Origin of the sequence: Flagellimonas aequoris (assembly GCF_003584165.1) — a bacterium.
GTDB classification, from domain to species: domain Bacteria; phylum Bacteroidota; class Bacteroidia; order Flavobacteriales; family Flavobacteriaceae; genus Flagellimonas; species Flagellimonas aequoris.
Genome location: NZ_QXFJ01000017.1, coordinates 1 through 18,983, shown reverse-complemented (window position 1 = coordinate 18,983; position 18,983 = coordinate 1). Strand labels below are relative to the sequence as shown.

At 45.4% G+C, this 18,983-nt stretch carries 7 protein-coding genes; all 7 read left to right on the top strand.

Annotated features, from left to right (window positions below; translation table 11 throughout):
- Positions 1-176: 176 nt before the first annotated feature.
- Positions 177-3,212 carry a SusC/RagA family TonB-linked outer membrane protein gene (locus D2U88_RS07090; protein WP_119639679.1) on the top strand — a complete coding sequence of 1,012 codons (3,036 nt, stop codon included), beginning with the start codon at positions 177-179 and terminating at the stop codon, positions 3,210-3,212.
- Between the two features lie 37 nt (positions 3,213-3,249).
- Positions 3,250-4,701, top strand: coding sequence for a RagB/SusD family nutrient uptake outer membrane protein (locus D2U88_RS07085; RefSeq protein WP_235855745.1), 1,452 nt, complete (start codon positions 3,250-3,252; stop codon positions 4,699-4,701).
- 20 nt (positions 4,702-4,721) lie between these two features.
- Positions 4,722-6,803: a PKD domain-containing protein gene (locus D2U88_RS07080; RefSeq protein ID WP_119639675.1), complete on the top strand. Its 2,082-nt coding sequence runs from the start codon at positions 4,722-4,724 to the stop codon at positions 6,801-6,803.
- A 12-nt stretch (positions 6,804-6,815) separates the two neighbouring features.
- Positions 6,816-8,501, top strand: a complete 1,686-nt coding sequence (locus D2U88_RS07075) for a family 16 glycosylhydrolase (RefSeq protein ID WP_119639673.1) — start codon at positions 6,816-6,818, stop codon at positions 8,499-8,501.
- A gap of 74 nt (positions 8,502-8,575) precedes the next feature.
- Positions 8,576-9,913, top strand: a complete 1,338-nt coding sequence (locus tag D2U88_RS07070; protein WP_119639807.1) for a glycoside hydrolase family 2 TIM barrel-domain containing protein — start codon at positions 8,576-8,578, stop codon at positions 9,911-9,913.
- 912 nt (positions 9,914-10,825) lie between these two features.
- A complete protein-coding gene (locus D2U88_RS19700) occupies positions 10,826-18,151 on the top strand; it encodes a T9SS type B sorting domain-containing protein (protein WP_235855744.1) in 7,326 nt (2,441 codons plus the stop codon).
- A gap of 29 nt (positions 18,152-18,180) precedes the next feature.
- On the top strand, positions 18,181-18,983 hold an 803-nt coding region (locus tag D2U88_RS07035), incomplete at its 3' end, for a PorP/SprF family type IX secretion system membrane protein (RefSeq protein WP_147378548.1).

The following is an 18,983-nucleotide window of genomic DNA, read 5'->3' as shown; positions in this document are numbered from 1 at the left end:
ATTCTTAAAATTATACAACAGTGCTGTTATTCTGAAATAGCTGATTAAATAGGGCTTTTCTTGATGATAATGTAATTTTACATGCTTTTTTTTAATAATGTATATTTTTTGTTGAGGTGATTTTTATGGCATCTTAAAATTTTAGGGATAGGTTGCAGCTTCTAATTACTCTACAGATGAAGCATATCCTATCTATTCTGTTTTTGCTATTAGCAATAAGTTTCACATACGGCCAAAATTCCACCATAACGGGTATGGTATACGATCAGTCTACCAATGAACCACTTCCCGGAGTTAATGTTGTGGTGAAAAATACCTCCAACGGAACCACAACCGACTTTGATGGTAACTTTTCCCTTTCCAATGTTGGCATAGGGGATGTTCTGGTTTTCTCCTACATCAGTTTCAAGACCACTGAAATTGAAATACGTAATCTTAACGCCATCACAGTTTACATGCAAGAAGACGTCAGTGCTCTGGATGAGGTTGTGGTCATTGGATATGGCACCCAGACTAAAAAGGAAGTGACAGGCGCAGTTGCGGTCGTTGGGTCACAGACCATTGAGGAACTGAATCCAACAAGGATCGAGCAAGCCCTTCAAGGCCAAATTTCGGGGGTCAACATTACTTCAGAATCCGGGTCACCAGGTAGTGGTTCCAATATCAGGATCAGGGGAATCTCCACCAACGGGGACAATAGACCTTTGATATTGGTCGATGGCAACGTAATAGAAGACCTCAGTGTGCTCAACCCCGGAGATATAGAAAGCATAAATGTATTGAAAGATGCCACCGCGGGAATTTATGGGGTAAGGGCTGCAAATGGTGTTGTATTGATCACAACCAAGACCGGTCGTAAAAACTCGGAACTTAAGTTTAGTTATGATGCCTACGGTGGCTTTCAACAAACCTCCAGGACCATTCCCGTATTGAACGCTACCGAATATGCCGTTTTGATCAACGAGGCTTTCGCAGCCAATGGCCAGCCCAACCCTTATCCCAACTTTGCTGGATTGGGTACAGGGACCGACTGGCAAGATGAGGTCTTTCAAAATGCCCCGATCTTCAACCATAATTTGACCATCAATGGGGGAAGTGAAAAATCCACCTATTCCTTTGGAGCTTCACTTTTAACACAAGATGGTATTGTAGGTGGGAACAAGGCCAATTTCAAAAGATATACCACGCGGGTCAATTTTAATACGGATTTATTAGAAAATCTCAAGTTGACCGCCAATTTGTTGTACACAGGGACCGAAAGAAAAACCCTGTCCGAAAATGCTATAGGTTCAGTCCTATTTAATGCCTTGAACAATGCACCGACTTTTTCGGTGAGGGACGCCAATGGCGACTATACATTGGCCGAAGGTCTGGGCAATGAAGTGATAAATCCGATAGCTCAGGTAGCTAACACCTTCAATGCAAACAAAGTGGACCGATTGAGCGGAAAGTTTGCGCTCAATTATAAGTTTTTGGAGGATTTTACGGTAGAAACGAGTTTACAGTTCAATTATGCAGAAGTACAGGGAAGGAATTTTTCACCTACGGTTTTTTACGGTTCAGGGAAGGTGTTCAACAATATTGGTCGAAACTCATTGGCAGTGAACAAGGATCTTTTCAGGGATTACACTTTTGATGCTTTCCTGAATTATACCAAAACCCTGAATGGGGACCATAATTTTCAAGTGACCCTAGGAACCTCGGTTTTTAGGACCACAGGACTTTTTTCGGGAACCACTACAGGATTCTTCGAAAATGAAGTCTCTTTTCCCGAAGCTGATATTGCCAACACCGTTGATCAAAGAAATGGATTGGTCGACAGTGGATTGAGTGGCAAGTTCGATGAACGCCTCCTTTCATATTTTGCTCGGGTTCAATATGACTACAAAGGAAAATATCTTTTTTCAGGGGTTATCAGAAGGGATGGTTCCACCAAGTTCGGTCCAGAAAACCGATTCGGGTATTTTCCCTCTGGTTCTGTAGGTTGGATTGCTTCAGATGAGAATTTTTTGAAGGAAAACAAGACCATCAACTTTTTAAAATTGAGAGGTAGCTACGGAATTTTGGGTAACGACAGAATTGCTTCCAACGGTTTTAGGGGTGTATTGGGAGGAGAGGCTGCCTATGTGCTGAATGGTGAATTGGTATTTGGTCAAGCAGTGGGAGTACTGCCCAATCCCGCCATTCAATGGGAAGAACAAAAAACCTATGATATCGGTCTTGATCTTCGTCTTTTCAATGATGCCATTGATATTACCGCGGATTATTTCAACAAAACAACCGATGGCTTGCTTTTGCAGCCCCAAGTATCAGGAATTTTGGGGGCTTCGGCACCGGGGGCACAGGCCCCAATCGTCAATGGAGGAACCGTAGTGAACAAGGGAATCGAATTTGCCATTGGATACAAGTACAGCCCATCAGAGGATTTTTCATTGGGGGTCAACTATAATGTGACCCTTTTGGAAAATGAGGTGACCGAGGTAAACAATGAAGCGGGCTTTCTGCAAGGAGGGGGCTTCGGTGTTGGGCAAGACCCACCGGCTAGGATGGAAGCAGGAAAACCTATTGGCTATTTCTTTGGTTTGGAAACCGATGGTGTTTTTCAAAACCAAGGCGAAGTGGATGCCCATGCGACCCAAGCGAATGCTGCTCCCGGCGATTTGCGTTTTGTGGATCAAAATGGGGACAATGTCATTGATTCCGACGACCGTGTAGACATTGGAAATCCCATTCCTGATGCGACAATGGGGCTGAATTTGTCCATAACCTATAAAAACTTCGACTTTGGCACGTACGCCTTTGCATCCATAGGGAATGAAATTGTGAGGAATTATGAACGGAATCAACCCTTGGTGAATAAATCTGTTTATGCACTCAATCGTTGGACGGGTGAAGGATCGACCAATACCTATCCAAGGGTAACCACTGGGGCCACTTCCAATACGTTGTTTTCTGATTTTTATGTTGAGGATGGCTCTTTTGTCCGGCTACAAAATGCACAATTGGGCTATACATTTTCCAATGATTTTATGGATCGTTTCGGTGCCGATAAGCTCCGGGTTTATGTTTCTGTCAATAACATTTACACTTTTACCAAATATCGCGGGTACGACCCAAGTGCTTCCTCCGGGGCACCGATAGGTGCAGGTATAGACCAAGGATTTTATCCGGTACCCAGAACCTATTTATTGGGAGTGAACCTAAAATTTTAATGGGATAAAAATGATGAGCAAATCTAAAATATTAGTCATGAAAAATAGTCTTGTTGTACTGCTATTGAGCCTGATCTTATGGGCTTGTACAGACAGCTTTGTTGATGTGGATTCGTTCAATGAGGATACCGAAAACTTCTTCAATTCCGAGGAGGATTACCAAAGTGCCCTAATTGCCGCATACGATATGTTGCAGTCTACCTATTTGAATGTCATGTTGGGAGAAATTGCTTCCGATAACACTTTGGCCGGTGGTGAAAGCGCCACGGATGTCCCTGGAATCCAAGAAGTGGATAATATGACACACACTCCTGTGAACCAACAGTTAAGGGATATTTGGAGTTGGATGTTCGCTGGGGTAAATCGGGCCAATTATGTGTTGGAATTTAAGGACAAAACAGATTTTCCAAACAAAAATGTAGTACTTGCCGAGGCAACTTTTCTGAGAGCGTATTACTATTTTGAATTGGTGAAATGGTTTGGTGACGTGCCCTTGGCCGTGGACCAACGGCTGTTGTTCGGAGACCAGAACGTAGTGGAAAGGACTCCGGCTTCTAAAGTGTACGCGCAAATTGAGCAAGACCTCATTTATGCCGCGTCCAATCTTCCAGAGGTTCAATCTGAGGTAGGAAGGGCCACGAAGGGTGCCGCACAGGCTCTCTTGGGTAAGGTGTATCTCTACCAGGAGAAATTTGAAGAATCGGCTGCGGTGCTGCAGGAGGTTATCAACTCAAAAAACTATGACCTTTTGGAAGATTACAGTACCATGTTCGAAAACGATAACGAGAATAATATAGAGTCCGTCTTTGAAGTACAGTATACCGATGTAGAAGGAGCAGGGTTTGGTTGTCTACAGTGTAGCGAAGGAAACGTTGCAGTAGGTTTCAATGGTATCCGAAACTATACAGGGCCCGTTTTTGAATCTGGTTTTAGCTTTAACGTACCGACCCAGGAAGCATATGATGCCTTTGAGGATGGGGACCTAAGAAGGGATGTGGCCATTCTGGATATAGAAGCTTGGGCAGCATCGAATACTGGAGTTTCCTACAATGAAGGATTTGAACATACTGGATATTATAATAGAAAATACATCGCCAGAAAAGGAGACCTGAACACGGGAGATGCCAATTTGACCAACCCGAATAATTATCGCGCTATCCGCTACGCAGATGTGCTGCTCATGGCTGCCGAAGCCCTAAACAGGGGAGGAATAGACGATGATACTGCATTACTGTATCTGAATGAGGTACGGAACAGGGCTGGTCTTCCCGATGCTACTGGTACTGGAAACGCACTGACAACAGCCATATATCAAGAAAGAAGAGTGGAGTTGGTTGGGGAAGGTCATCGCTTCTTTGATTTGGTAAGAACGGGTAGGGCCGCCACTGAGATAGATGGCTTCCAGGTCGGAAAAAATGAATTGTTTCCCATCCCATCCATAGAAATTGAATTGGCCGGGAACCGCTGGCAACAAAACCCTGGGTATTAATAAAAATTAAACTTTGAAATATGAAATATTTTAAACACCTAACAGTACTTTTTCTAGTGCTTGGCATGCTTGGTTCTTGCGAAGACGATAAGGAACAATCCTATGTTTTTCAGGATATCTCCGCGCCTACAAACCTAAGTGCCATCTTCGATATTTCTAATGATGACACAGGGACCGTTTCTGTGACTCCAACAGGGGAAGGAGCCTCTGTATTCCAAATATATTTTGGGGATACCGAGGACGAGGACGCCACCGAAGCCGCTCCGGGGGAGATGGTTACCCATACGTATGGGGAGGGCGAATTCACCCTGAAAATAATCGGGGTGGGTCCAACAGGTCTTACCAGCGAGTTGAGTAGGATAGTGATCATTTCGTTTACACCACCCAGTGATTTGAACGTGGATGTGACCGTTTCCGCCACAAATTCCTATGAAGTTACGGTTGCGCCAACGGCAGCCAATGCTACTGTTTTTGATGTGTATTTTGGCGATGTTGAGGATGAGGAACCGACGACCATCATGAATGGGGAAACCGTAAATCACGTTTATGCCTCAGCGGGCGACTACGAAGTAAGAGTGGTTGCACGTGGGGTAAGCGCTGTTACTGTAGAAACAACACAGACCATTAACATAAAAGATCCGGTGACCATCACCACTGAGGATTTGATCGGAACCTGGGTAATGGCTCCAGAAGCAGGCTCACTTGGTGTGGGCCCTGCTCCCGGGGATATCAGTTGGTTTGCCATTGATGAGGCTGGAGTGACCACAAGGGCCTGTTATTTTGATGATACCTATACCTTTAATCAGGATGGTACTTTTGTGAACAGCCTTGGTGCTGAATCCTGGATTGAGGGATGGCAAGGAGGCTCAGATGCCTGTGGGGCTCCCGTTGCACCGCATGATGGCTCCGCACCTGCGACCTACACAGTTGATGGTGTGGCAGGTACAGTGACCATTAACGGTACTGGAGCCTATATTGGTCTTCCTAAGGCAGTGAATGAAGGGGAACTTCCAAACGTGGCAGTACCATCATCCATTACCTATAATGTTTCCCTTGTGGACAACAATACGTTGAGTGTGTTCATTGAATCCGGCACCGGTGTGTTCTGGCAGTATAAACTGTTGAGAAGTGTTCCACCTGTTTCATTGGCAGGAACATGGCGCATGGCCCCAGAAGCGGGTTCATTGGGTGTAGGTCCTGCCCCCGGGGATATCAGTTGGTTTGCCATTGATGAAGCAGGAGTGACCACAAGGGCCTGTTATTTTGATGATACTTATGTTTTTGGTGAAGGTGGTTCGTTTGCAAACGTGCTAGGTTCGGAAACGTGGATCGAAGGATGGCAAGGAGGTTCGGATGCCTGTGGAGTGCCGGTCGCGCCACATGATGGTTCGGCTCCCGCAACCTATGTTTATGATGCAGGCGCTGGTACATTGACCATTAATGGTACCGGAGCTTATATTGGGCTTCCCAAAGCAGTGAATGCGGGAGAACTTCCCAATGTGGCGGTGCCTACTTCCATCACTTACAATGTTACTTTATCGGACAACAATAACACCATGAACGTAATCATTGAGTCGGGAGCAGGCGTTTTCTGGCAATATAAACTGATTAAAGACACTCCTTCCCCATTGGAAGGTACTTGGAGAATGGCCCCTGAAGCAGGTTCATTGGGTGTAGGTCCTGCACCTGGCGATATCAGTTGGTTTGCCATAGATGAAGCAGGGGTGACCACAAGGGCCTGTTATTTTGATGATACCTATGTGTTCGGTGGCGATGGTTCTTTTATGAACGTTTTGGGTGCCGATACTTGGATTGAAGGCTGGCAAGGTGGTTCCGACGCTTGTGGAACACCCGTTGCTCCCCATGATGGATCTGCTGCTGCAACCTTTGCATATGAGGCCAATGCGGGTACATTGACCATTAATGGAGCCGGAGCTTATATTGGACTCCCAAAGGCGGTAAATGCAGGGGAGCTTCCCAATGTGGCCCTTCCGGATTCCATTACTTACACGGTAACATTGACCGATAATGATACTACCATGAACGTAATCATTGAATCAGGAGCTGGGGTATTTTGGCAATATAAGTTGATAAAAGATTAAAAATCTAAGGAAATGAAAAAGGCCATATTAGCACTAACATGGGCAATCGCTCTTATCATTATAGGATGCCAGGAGGAAGAACCTACCTTGGATCTCATTGTGGTGCCGTCTAATTTATCGGTTTCAACACAGGTAAGTACCGATGGTTCTGGAATAGTGGTGTTTACTGCCAGTGCGGACAACGCAATATCCTATACCTTCAAATTCAGTGATGGAGACGTTCAGGTTTCGCCCAATGGAACCGTTACCAAACGATTTACTTTGGTGGGATTGAATACTTATAACTATTCCGTAGTGGCTTATGGTACTGGTGGGGTAAGTTCATCGGCATCATATCAAGTGGCTGTTGAAAGTGATTTCTCTGATTATGAAGCCATGGAATTATTGACGGGCGGGGAATTGAATGATGAAGGAACGGTTGTTTCTCCATCATCCAAAACTTGGTATTTGGCCGCTGTGGAGCCCGGTCATCTTGGGGTGGGGGCAACTTTCGCCTTTTTGCCCGATCAATTTTGGTATCCAGCCTTCTATTCTGCCAATCCTTTTGAAAAGTGTGATTTGGAGGCCAGTTCCTGTTTTTGCGATGACGAGCTTACATTTTCATTGAATGCAACAGGAAACCAGTTGACCTATGTGCAGGATAACAAAGGAGCCACGTTCTTTAATGTCGGGCACCAAGATGTGGTTGGCGGCCCGGGTGCCGAAGATGCCTGTTTTGATTTTGATACTTCGGGAGTGAGCAGTGTATCTTTATCTCCTACAACGGTAGACTGGTCCCAGGTTCCAGATCCGGCATTCAGTGCAAGGGGTACGGTTATGAATTTCACCAATGATGGCTTTATGGGATACTACATCAGCACCTCAACCTATGAAATTCTCAATATCACGGCTACTTCCATGTATGTAAGGGCTATAGATGGTAATGATCCCAATTTGGCTTGGTATCTTAAATTCTCTACCACCCCGGTAAGCGAACAGGGTGATGGCGGTTCTGAAGCCAATTTTGATACCTTGGTTTGGTCAGAAGAGTTTAATGTAGATGGTGCACCGGACCCTTCCATTTGGAACTATGATTTGGGCACAGGGGACAATGGCTGGGGCAACAACGAGTTACAATACTATACCGATCGTCCTGAAAACATCATCCAGGAAAATGGTCTGCTCAAGATTACGGCAAAAGCAGAAAGTTTTAATGGTAGTGGTTACACCTCGTCCCGAATCCAAACCTATCAAAATTTTGAATTTCAGTATGGTAGGGTCGATGCAAGGGCCAAATTGCCAACAGGTGGGGGTACTTGGCCGGCCATTTGGATGCTGGGTGCGGATTTTGAAACCAATAGTTGGCCGGCCGCCGGTGAAATTGATATCATGGAACATGTGGGCAACAACCAAGATGTGATCGTAGGGACCACCCACGACCCTTTAAATTTTGCGGGCAATTCCAGAAGTGTTACAACTACCATCAGCGGTGTTTCCGATGATTTTCATGTGTACAGTGTTATTTGGACTGAAACAGAAATTACATTCTTGGTAGACGATGTGGAATACGGTACCCTTTCCAATGATGCAAACCGTCCGTTCGATAAAGACTTTTTCTTGATTTTGAATGTGGCCATGGGAGGTAATTTTGGGGGGGCCATAGATCCTTCGTTCGTTTCATCAACATTGGAAGTTGACTATATCAGGGTGTATCAATAATCGGATTCTTTATGAGGGCCAATGAATTGTACCCCTATTGTGTTACCATAATTTTTAAGGGATTTATAATGAACATGAAGCAACTTTTGCCAGTCCTGGCCCTTATGGCTCTGTTTCTGGGTTGTAAAGAAAAGGTCCATAGTGAACAGATAGTAAATAGCAGTTCAAAAAGGGAAACCGAGGGTCCCTCATCCGTAACGGTCACTGAAAAACAGGGCGGTTTTTCCCTGAGTGTTAATGGGAAACCTTTTTTTATTCATGGGGCCGGTTTGGAATTTGGAAACATAAAGTCCTTGGCCGAGCATGGAGGAAATAGTTTTAGGACTTGGCGTACTGGCAATGGACAACAATCTGGAAAGGAAGTATTGGATGAGGCCAAGAAAAATGGGTTGATGGTGACCATGGGATTGGAAATGGGTAGCGAACGCCATGGATTCGACTATAACGATACTGATCTGGTGGAAGCTCAAAAACAACGGATCCGTGAGGAGGTCATGTCCCTAAAGGATCATCCAGCCCTTCTAATTTGGTGCATTGGAAATGAATTGAATTTGAATTACACCAATCCCAAAGTATGGGATGCCGTGAATGATATTGCAAACATGATCCATCAGATTGATGGCAATCACCCTACTACGACCACTTTGGCAGGGGTATCACAACGGGAGATTGATTTCGTTAAGCAAAAATGCCCCCAAATTGACATTTTATCCATTCAGATGTACGGAGACCTACCCAGCTTGCCTCGCTTGTTGCAAGAGTATCAATGGGATGGGCCTTACATGGTGACGGAATGGGGGGCCACCGGACATTGGGAAGTTCCCCAAACGGAATGGGGTGCTCCTTTGGAAGAAAATACCACGGTCAAAGCCGATAACTATTTGAAAAGGTATCAAAATGGTATTGCCGTGGATCAAGAAAAGTGTTTGGGCTCCTACGTTTTTCTATGGGGGAACAAACAGGAACGAACTCCAACTTGGTACGGCATTTTCTTGGAAAATGGAAATGAAACGGAAGCAGTAGATGTGATGCACTATATATGGAACGGACAATGGCCTGCAAACCGATCCCCCAAAATTGTTTCGTTTGTATTGGATGGAAAAACGGCTCAACAAAATGTTCATTTAAAGGCAGGTCAGGAATATGCTTCACAACTTTCCTTAACAGAACCAGATGGTGATAATTTGGATTTTCATTGGGAAATATTACCGGAAAGTCAAAGTCAAGGTGAAGGGGGGGATCATGAGGATCGCCCAAGAAGTGTTGAGGGATTGTTCATACAAGAATCTGGAACTACCTTGAAATTTGCTGCACCAAGTCAAAAAGGTGCATATAGATTGTTTGTTTATGCAAATGATGGGAACAATCATTCGGCAACTGCCAATATTCCCTTTTATGTTGGGGAGAATTGATATTTGTCCTTACAAAACTTCGAGCGGGGCGTTATTTTAGTCGCTTGAGTGATACTGATTGGTTTATTCAGGATTAGATTCTGAAAAACTCTAAAGTGAACAAAGCTAAAGATGTTCAAAGACCAATGCATCTGCCAAAGACTGGGTGTGGTCATTATCTTATTCATATCTTTTCATATGATTTGATTTTGGACAAACGTATTATACTACTTAAAGCGAAACCACAGGAACGGTTTCAACTCATTCACAATTAGATTCCTTATAAAAAGGTCAAGAAGAAAGAAAATCCATTTCCGATCATGCATGGATAATGTTTGAGGGGCGCTATTAAGACCTCAATATCCTCAGATCGGCCTTGGAAGACCTACCCTGTTTTTGATTTAATCTACCGTCGCCTCCATGACATAAAATCCCTCAATACACAGGATAGGTATGGTGTTGAACATTGATATAGGTCACAATACGTTGGATTTAAGGTGGTTTGTTTCCCCATGTTTTATTCTGTAAGAACACTTACGGTATTGATTCATATAGATTTATTGGTTGAATTACTTTGTTTTTTGTAAGAAAATGACCTAAAATTGATATTTGTCAATTTCTTGGACGATTCCATAAAATAACCCGGAACACACCCCGTTTTTTTCATGAGAATAGGAAACATCGTACAAACATACGACACCCAAATGAACACTGTAAGAAAATGGTTTAATAACACAGTTTAGAAAAACCAAAACAGTTCCCATTTTTATGACATAGCACTACTAGAATTTCCGTCTAATTTTTCAGGTCTTTTTCGGATGCTTCAAGTGATTTGGAGCAAAATCACAATCACCCTTGTCTTGTGGCATGACCATGCTATGTCCTTTTTAGGGCTGAATCAAAAAACCAAATAGATATTAAAACCAACAACCAATGCACAACCAAAAACCATCGTTTTTTTTCTTTTTACTGTTGTTTTTATTTGTAGGAAAGAGTTTTGCACAACTTAGTGATCTACATTATTTACCGCCCTTAAAACAAAGGTCGTCAACGGCTGCTGTTGAAACGCAATCGGTATATCTATCAACCCCAAACTCCACTGCATTTAATGTAGATGTTTTTGTAGGGACGAGTGTCACACCGGTAACTACGATTTCCATTTCCAATTCGTCTCCTGGAGTGTATTCTTTGGGCAATGGGGACAACAATATCTCCATGGTAACCGATGCCAATACCGGGGTGGTACTTTCCAGTAGTGGTCTTAGGTTCAAATCACAGGGAGGTGAACAGTTTTATGTAAACTATAGGGCATACAGTGGTTCCCAAGCAACGTCACTGACCAGTAAGGGACGGGCAGCCATGGGGACCCAATTTAGATGGGGAGGCATTCCTCAATCAAGGTCGGGAAATGTCAACAACAGTACTACTTTGGGAATCATGGCCACTGAGGATAATACCACGGTGACCATTTCAGATTATGATATCAACAGTGTTTTTCGTTTGGGTGCCAATGCAGCCGGAATCACTGATGACACCATGACCATTACCTTGAACGCAAATGAAAGCTATGTGGTAGAAGCCGTGGTGGACCAAACCGATTATAATTTGGAAGGTTGGTTGGGTGCTTCGGTATCTTCCGATAAAGATATTGTAATCAGCAATGGAGGTCTAAACTATTCCGTTCTCCCAGATTCGGATATCAGGGATGCTGGTATTGACCAGCCCGTTCCGGTTGATTTATTGGGAAAAGAATACATTTTTGTCCGTGGCAATGGAAGCGACCCGCTCGAGTTTGCCATTATTCTGGCAACCGAAAATAGTACGGACGTTTTTGTAGGGAACAGCGGTACGGCCGTTGCCACCATTGATGCAGGAGAATACTACAAAGTAGATGGTTCCAATTATTCAGGAACAACGGCTGGAGCCAATATGTATGTGAGGACTTCTAAGAATGCCTATGCCTATCAAACCAATGCGGGAACGGATTCTGGGGCCAACATTGGCATGAACTTTATTGCACCGGTAAGCTGTCTGCTGCCTGATACCCTGAACAATATTAGCGATATTTCCAATATTGCCGGCTTGAGCTTTACTTCAGGTATAACCATAATTGCCTCAACAGCCTCCCCTGATAATGATATTGTGGTCACAGATGGAAGCGGGGTGGTTACCAAACCGGCTTCCCAAGCAGTATCGGGGAACTCGGATTGGAAAACATTCTATATTTCTGGGCTAAGCGGTAAGGTAGAGGTGACTTCCACCTCTTCTATAGCCGTTGGTTTTTTTGGATACGCGGGAAGTAGGAGTGTTGCCGGTTATTTTTCCGGTTTTGATAACGTTTCAGACGTGAATGTGGCCATAACAGGGGACGTTTGTCTTCCAGGGGCAAGCCTAACTGTGACCAACTCTGGGGATTACCAGTCGTTTCAATGGTATTTTAATGGAGAGGAGATTTCGGGAGCCACTTCCGCCACTTATAACCCAACTGAGGCAGGCGATTATTTTGTACAGGTGTCCAAAAGTAACTGTGACTATGATTCACAGACTACATCGGTATACTACTGTGATCCGGATATATATGTTCGCACAACGGCTGATGCCAACAGTATTGACGATGGTGACACGGTCAATTTTACCATTAGGGTACAAAACTTGGGAAATGCACCAGTAACTAACTTGGTGGTTACCGATGTGCTTCCCGCTGGATTGACCTTGGTAGACGCAACACCCACGGCGGGTAGTTGGTCTAGCCCAAATTGGACCATTGGGACACTAAACAGTGGAGCAGTGCAAACTTTGGTCATTGAAGCCACTGCGGATTATGTGGTGGGGAACGATGGCAGTTCCAACAATATTATCAATACCGTCAGCCATACCCAAGACCAAACGGACAGCAATGCCACCACGGATGATTTAAGTGAAACCGTTCAGGTAACTAACAATACTTTATTGAATCTTCCGGCATTTACCAGTGCCAATACAGCCAACTTTGCTGAAAACGGTACAGGAACCGTGTTGGATGTAAACGCCAATAATGGTGATGGGGGCAGCAATGATTCTGGCATTACCTACAGTTTGGCATCGGGGGGAGACAATGATTTATTTTCCATAGATCCAGACTCAGGTGAATTGACCTTCCAAACAGCACCCGATTATGAACATCCTAGTGATGCCAATACGGACAATACCTATCAGATTACCGTAAATGCCTTGGATGGCGACGGCAGCTCAAGCCAATCCATTACCATTTCGGTCACTAATTTGGACGACTCTGCGATCATAACGGATTTCTCTCCCAAAATTGCGGGGAATGGGGAAACCGTGATCATTACGGGTAGCTACTTTACGGGAACAACAGCCATAACTTTTGGTGGAGTGTCCGCAACAAGTTTCACCGTGGATTCTGATAATCAGGTAACTGCGGTAGTAGGTGCAGGTGCTTCCGGAGATGTTTCCGTAATAAATCCTGCTGGAAATGACGTAGCTTCTGGCTTTATTTATAAAGTGGCACAATATGACTTCGAAAACAATGCAGATGATGCCACCGCCAACAACTATGACGGTACAGAAATCAATACCGTTGCGTATCAAACGGGTGCCCAAGGTCAGGCCATTTGTTTTGACGATGGCCCCGGATTTGTAAAATTACCGGACAATCTAATCAGAAACCTTTCTGAGTTTACCATCTCCTTAAGATTTAAAACAACAGGGACTGGTAGTATTCTGGGATATCAAAATGTTGCCGCCAGCACTTCCAACAGTCCAAGCAACTGGATTCCCATTTTGATGATCACTTCGGATGGAAAATTGAAAGGTACTTTGTGGACTTCAATCAGTTCCAGTATACAAGCCATATCATCCACTGCAGTGAATGACGGTAACTGGCACCAAGTTGACTTTACTGCCGGAACCAATTCGGTATCCATTTACTTGGACGGTAATTTGGAAGCCAATACCTCTGGGGCATCAGTGGCCCATTTGGATATGAGTTTTAATCAGTTGGGCTTTGCGTATACCAACGGATACAATCTAGCACCCACTTCTTGGGAATACTTTAATGGATGTATTGATGATTTGGTGATTATCGACCGAGCTCTGTCCAGCGGAGAAATTGAAGCGGTGACTGCCTTGCCGGAGCCTACCATTACTTCATTTACTCCAGCCATTGCCGGACAAGAAGACTCTGTTGTCATCTCGGGTACCAATTTTGATGGGGCAACCCAGGTTACCTTTGGTGGAGTTGATGCAACTTCATATACAGTGGATTCCAGCAACCAAATTACCGCTGTGGTGAGCAGCGCTGCTGCATCTGGTGATGTGGAAGTGACCACTGCCGGTGGTACTGCCACTTTAGGAGGTTTCACCTTCTTGGAACAGCCAGTTCTATCTTATGTAGCGGGAATTTCATTGGCTTCACTGGAACGCTCGTTGGACCTTTCCTCCAACCAAACAGGATCGTTGGGTTTTGGATTTGACCCTTCGGGCACCAAATTATACACCTTGGGTGCTGATGCCACACAAGAAATTGACCAATATGAACTTACCGAGGCTTTCAACATAGAAACCGCTACATACTCCCAGAGCTATGTGGTAAGTTCCATTAATCCATCAGAGATAAAATTCAACACAGATGGTTCCAAAATGTACGTGGGAAGTTATGTGAACAACGATGTAAAAGAATATAACCTGGCAACGGCCTACGACATTTCCACGGCCTCATACGTTGGCTCCTTCACCTTTACGACCCAAGAACAGAACCCATTTGGTTTTGATTTTAATCTGGATGGAAGTAAAATGTATATGGTTGGTGATTTCTCCGATACCGTTTTTGAGTACAACCTATCAACTCCGTTTTCAGTGTCCACTGCCTCTGTTACAGCGAACACCTATACAGTTGCCGAAGATGGCTCCGTTCGCGGATTGACCTTTGGAAAGGCCGGGCGAAAAATGTATCTCATGGGAGACCAGCACAATACCGTTTATGAGTATGATCTAGATCCCGCTTTTGATATCACCTCGGCAACCCTTGCTGATTCCTACATGATTGCCGAAGATGTATCCCCCTACGATGTGGAATTCAATACCAACAACGATAGAATGTTCGTAATTGGTCAGTCAAGTTCCACTATTTATGAATATTCTTTCGGGGCATCCTATGCAGAAAATCCAGCCAATGATGGCAGTTTGGATAATTCAAAGGCATTAAAACTCCTACTGGCCAAAGATACCTTTGTGGATTTAGGCTCTGGCCAACTTACGGCCGCTCAAGTCAATATCACCAACCTGCCTGCAGGGTTAACCGCAGTGTTCACCATTAACTCACCTACAGAAGTAACATTGACCTTTACGGGTAGCGCCACCGATCATATTGATGGGGATGATGTGGACAACCTTCAATTCGTGTTTACCGATGCAGCCTTCGGAAGAGGGAATGCATCCATTGTAGTGAATTCAGGCGCAGGAAGTCCTTACAGTTCTGATGCGAACATTGATTTCAATGACAATCCTCCTGTAATTGACAGTTTTACACCAACCAGCGGCGAACCTGGCGATACCGTTGTGATCACAGGTACCTATTTTGATAATGCAACCGATGTGACCTTTGGCGGCACATCAGCAGCGTCCTTTACTGTGGATTCCCCGACCCAAATCAGTGCGGTTGTGGACCAGGGAACATCAGGAGATATTGCAGTTGTCACGGCTGTAGGCACAGGAACATTATCAGGATTTACCTATCTATACCCAGATTCCGATGGGGATGGTTTTCGCGATGATGTAGACAACTGTGCCAGCATCTCCAATGCCGACCAATTGGATACCGATGGTGATGGTGAAGGTGATGTTTGTGATACGGATGACGATGACGATGGTACTCCAGATGTGGATGATGCCTTCCCATTGGATGATACCGAAGATACCGATACCGATGGGGATGGAATTGGGGACAATGCAGACACCGATGACGATAATGATGGACTTTTGGATGGCGAGGACCCTAATCCTTTAGTGGACACCCAAACCACTGCACCGGTATTGTTATTGCCCGCTTCGGATGAAACATCCTATGACAATCTAACCATACATTATTATGTGCCCGAAGCACCACTGGCCAATAGCGTGCAGGTAATTTTCAACTCAGCGGAAGATTCCAATAGCCCCATTACGCTTCAATTACAAAATCCATTGAAGGATGAACTGACTACCATAGTGGTGGATGCCAAAAACCTTGCTTCCGCTGCCGAAGTAGTGTCGGCTAGCAGTAGTTCCTTGGTAAATGGCGCCTCTTATGACATCACCTTGGTGTATCAGGATGCGTTGGGCAACCCTTCGGCGCAGACCACCAATACCAACCATACCATAATAACGGACCTTGAGTTCACCCATATTACAATGACCTCGGATAACCCTTCATCGGAATTGGCCAGGGAAGGTGACCGGGTATCGGTTGAATTTGGTTTCAATAGGCCCGTTGATGAAGTGGTGCTTTCCATTTTCAATACCAACATCGTTTTTGATGACAGTGCCCTAATCGGTGAAAACACCTATTTGGGATGGGTGGAAGTATCTGGAACCACCTCCGAAGGTCCTGTTGGATTCACGTTGACAGCGAATCCATCCACCGATAATTTGGTCGCCACAGCAACTACGGATGGCAGTTCAGTGACCATCGACACCACAGGACCCCAGCCTAGTTTGGTAATTGAAGAATCCGTTTATCTGGAACCTTTTAGCATTCAACTGCAGTTCTCCGAACCTGTGTTTGACTTGGCTCCTTTCCCGGTAATGATCGCTCCGGATGGCAATGGACAACCTATGGCCAGCTTTGGAGCACTACAGGAGGTTACCCCTGGTTTGGTCTACAATATCCTGGTTACCCCATTGATTCCCGGAGAATTGGTGTTCTTCAATGATATGTATGGAATCGCTCGGGATGAAGCAGGTAATCCTACAGAGCCCTTAGGCTTTGTAAATGGTACTTATTATGATTTGGACAGTGATAATGACGGTATCGGGGATAGCACAGACCCAGATGACGACTATGATGGAACTCCCGATACAGAAGATGCCTTTCCCTTTGATCCCAACGAGGACACTGATACCGATGGTGACGGGACAGGCGACAATGCGGATGACGATGATGACGGTGACGGTACCCTGGACATCAACGATGCTTTCCCGAAAGATCCTACAGAGGATACCGATACCGACGGTGATGGAACAGGCGACAATGCGGATGACGATGATGACGGTGACGGTACCTTGGATATCAACGATGCCTTCCCGAAAGACCCAACGGAGGATACCGACACCGATGGCGACGGAACCGGCGACAACGTCGATGACGACGATGATGGTGACGGCACACTTGATATCAACGATGCTTTCCCGAAAGACCCAACGGAAGACACCGATACCGATGGTGACGGAACAGGCGATAATGCCGATACCGATGACGACAATGACGGAACCCCGGACAATGAGGATGCCTTCCCATTGAATCCTAATGAGGACACCGATACCGATGGGGATGGAATTGGTAATAATACGGATGATGACATTGATGGAGATGGAATTCCCAATGATCAGGATGTTTACCCTTATGGAGAAATCACGGATTCAGACAATGATGGCGTTCCCGATGCAGAAGACGCTTTCCCCAACAATCCGAACGAGAGTGTGGACAACGACGGAGATGGTATAGGGGACAATGCCGATGACGATGACGACAATGATGGAACCCCTGATACGGAAGATGCGTTTCCTTGGGATCCCTCCGAAGATATCGATACCGATGGAGACGGAATTGGTAACAATGCCGATACCGATGATGATAATGATGGTACTCCGGACAATGAAGATGCTTTTCCACAAGATGCTATGGAAGATTCTGATAATGATGGAGATGGTGTTGGGGACAACGCCGATGATGACGATGACAATGACGGCGTTCCCGATGGCAGTGATGATTTCCCAACGGATAGCAAACCAAACATTATCCCGGCCCAGGCCTTTACGCCCAATGGCGATGGCAACAACGATACATGGATTGTTCCAGGCATTGAAAACTATCCCAACAATGTGGTAAAAGTTTTCAATCGCTACGGACATGAAGTGTATGCGACCCAATCCTACCACAATGATTGGGGAGGTTTCTACAAGAGCAGGAACGAAAAACTCCCTGCGGGATCCTATCTGTACGTGATAGACCTTGGAGACGGGTCTACCCCAATACAAGGCTGGATATTTATCAATTACTAAAAATCAACATCAACAAGAAAATTAAATCAATGAAAACCTTTTTAACCACCATAGGAATCCTGTTGTTAACCACAACATGCTCTGTCTTTGCCCAACAGGATCCGAACTATACCTTTTACCGGTACAATATGAACATCTATAACCCCGCTTTTGCGGGAAGTTCGGAGTCGGCAGAACTCTCGTTGGGCATCAGGAGCCAATGGGCGGGCATCCAAGGGGCACCGGAGAGCCAAAGTGCGATCTTCGGGATGCCGATGGGCAGGAACCTTGGCCTCGGGGTCTCCATCCTGAACGACAAGACCTTTATAGAGCACCAGACCTGGGTGGCCATCGATGTGTCCTATCACATACAGTTGGATGGGGACCATACATTGTACTTTGGTATCAAGGGGAGCGCGAATTCCTACGATGCCAATACCGATGGATTGATCACCTACGGAGTGGGGCAGGACGGGGCACTTGTGGGCTACGAGAGCCGTTTCACGCCCAATGTGGGCGCCGGGGTGTTCTTGAAGCACGACAGGTATTTTGTTTCGGTGTCGGCACCGAAGCTGTTGACCCCTGACCGTCTCCAGGAGCGTGATGGCAATGCCTACCTGGGTGTGGACCGTATGCACGCCTATCTGAGCGGGGGGTACACCTTTCTCCTCGGCAAGACCCTGGATCTGAAGACCATGGGGATGTTCCGTTACGCGGATGCCTCGCCCATGTCCCTGGAACTTACGGGGATCTTGGATTTCGGGGAGCGTTTTGAATTCGGTGCCTCCTACCGTTTCGATGAGAGTGTCAGTGGCCTGGTGCTGTTCAATATCAGCAACGGGCTGAACATAGG

What these genes read in the sequence shown, in the direction of transcription:
- D2U88_RS07090 (WP_119639679.1), top strand. Translation starts at nt 177, where the DNA reads ATGAAGCATATCCTATCTATTCTGTTTTTGCTATTAGCAATAAGTTTC.
- D2U88_RS07085 (WP_235855745.1), top strand. Translation starts at nt 3,250, where the DNA reads ATGAAAAATAGTCTTGTTGTACTGCTATTGAGCCTGATCTTATGGGCT.
- D2U88_RS07080 (WP_119639675.1), top strand. Translation starts at nt 4,722, where the DNA reads ATGAAATATTTTAAACACCTAACAGTACTTTTTCTAGTGCTTGGCATG.
- D2U88_RS07075 (WP_119639673.1), top strand. Translation starts at nt 6,816, where the DNA reads ATGAAAAAGGCCATATTAGCACTAACATGGGCAATCGCTCTTATCATT.
- D2U88_RS07070 (WP_119639807.1), top strand. Translation starts at nt 8,576, where the DNA reads ATGAAGCAACTTTTGCCAGTCCTGGCCCTTATGGCTCTGTTTCTGGGT.
- D2U88_RS19700 (WP_235855744.1), top strand. Translation starts at nt 10,826, where the DNA reads ATGCACAACCAAAAACCATCGTTTTTTTTCTTTTTACTGTTGTTTTTA.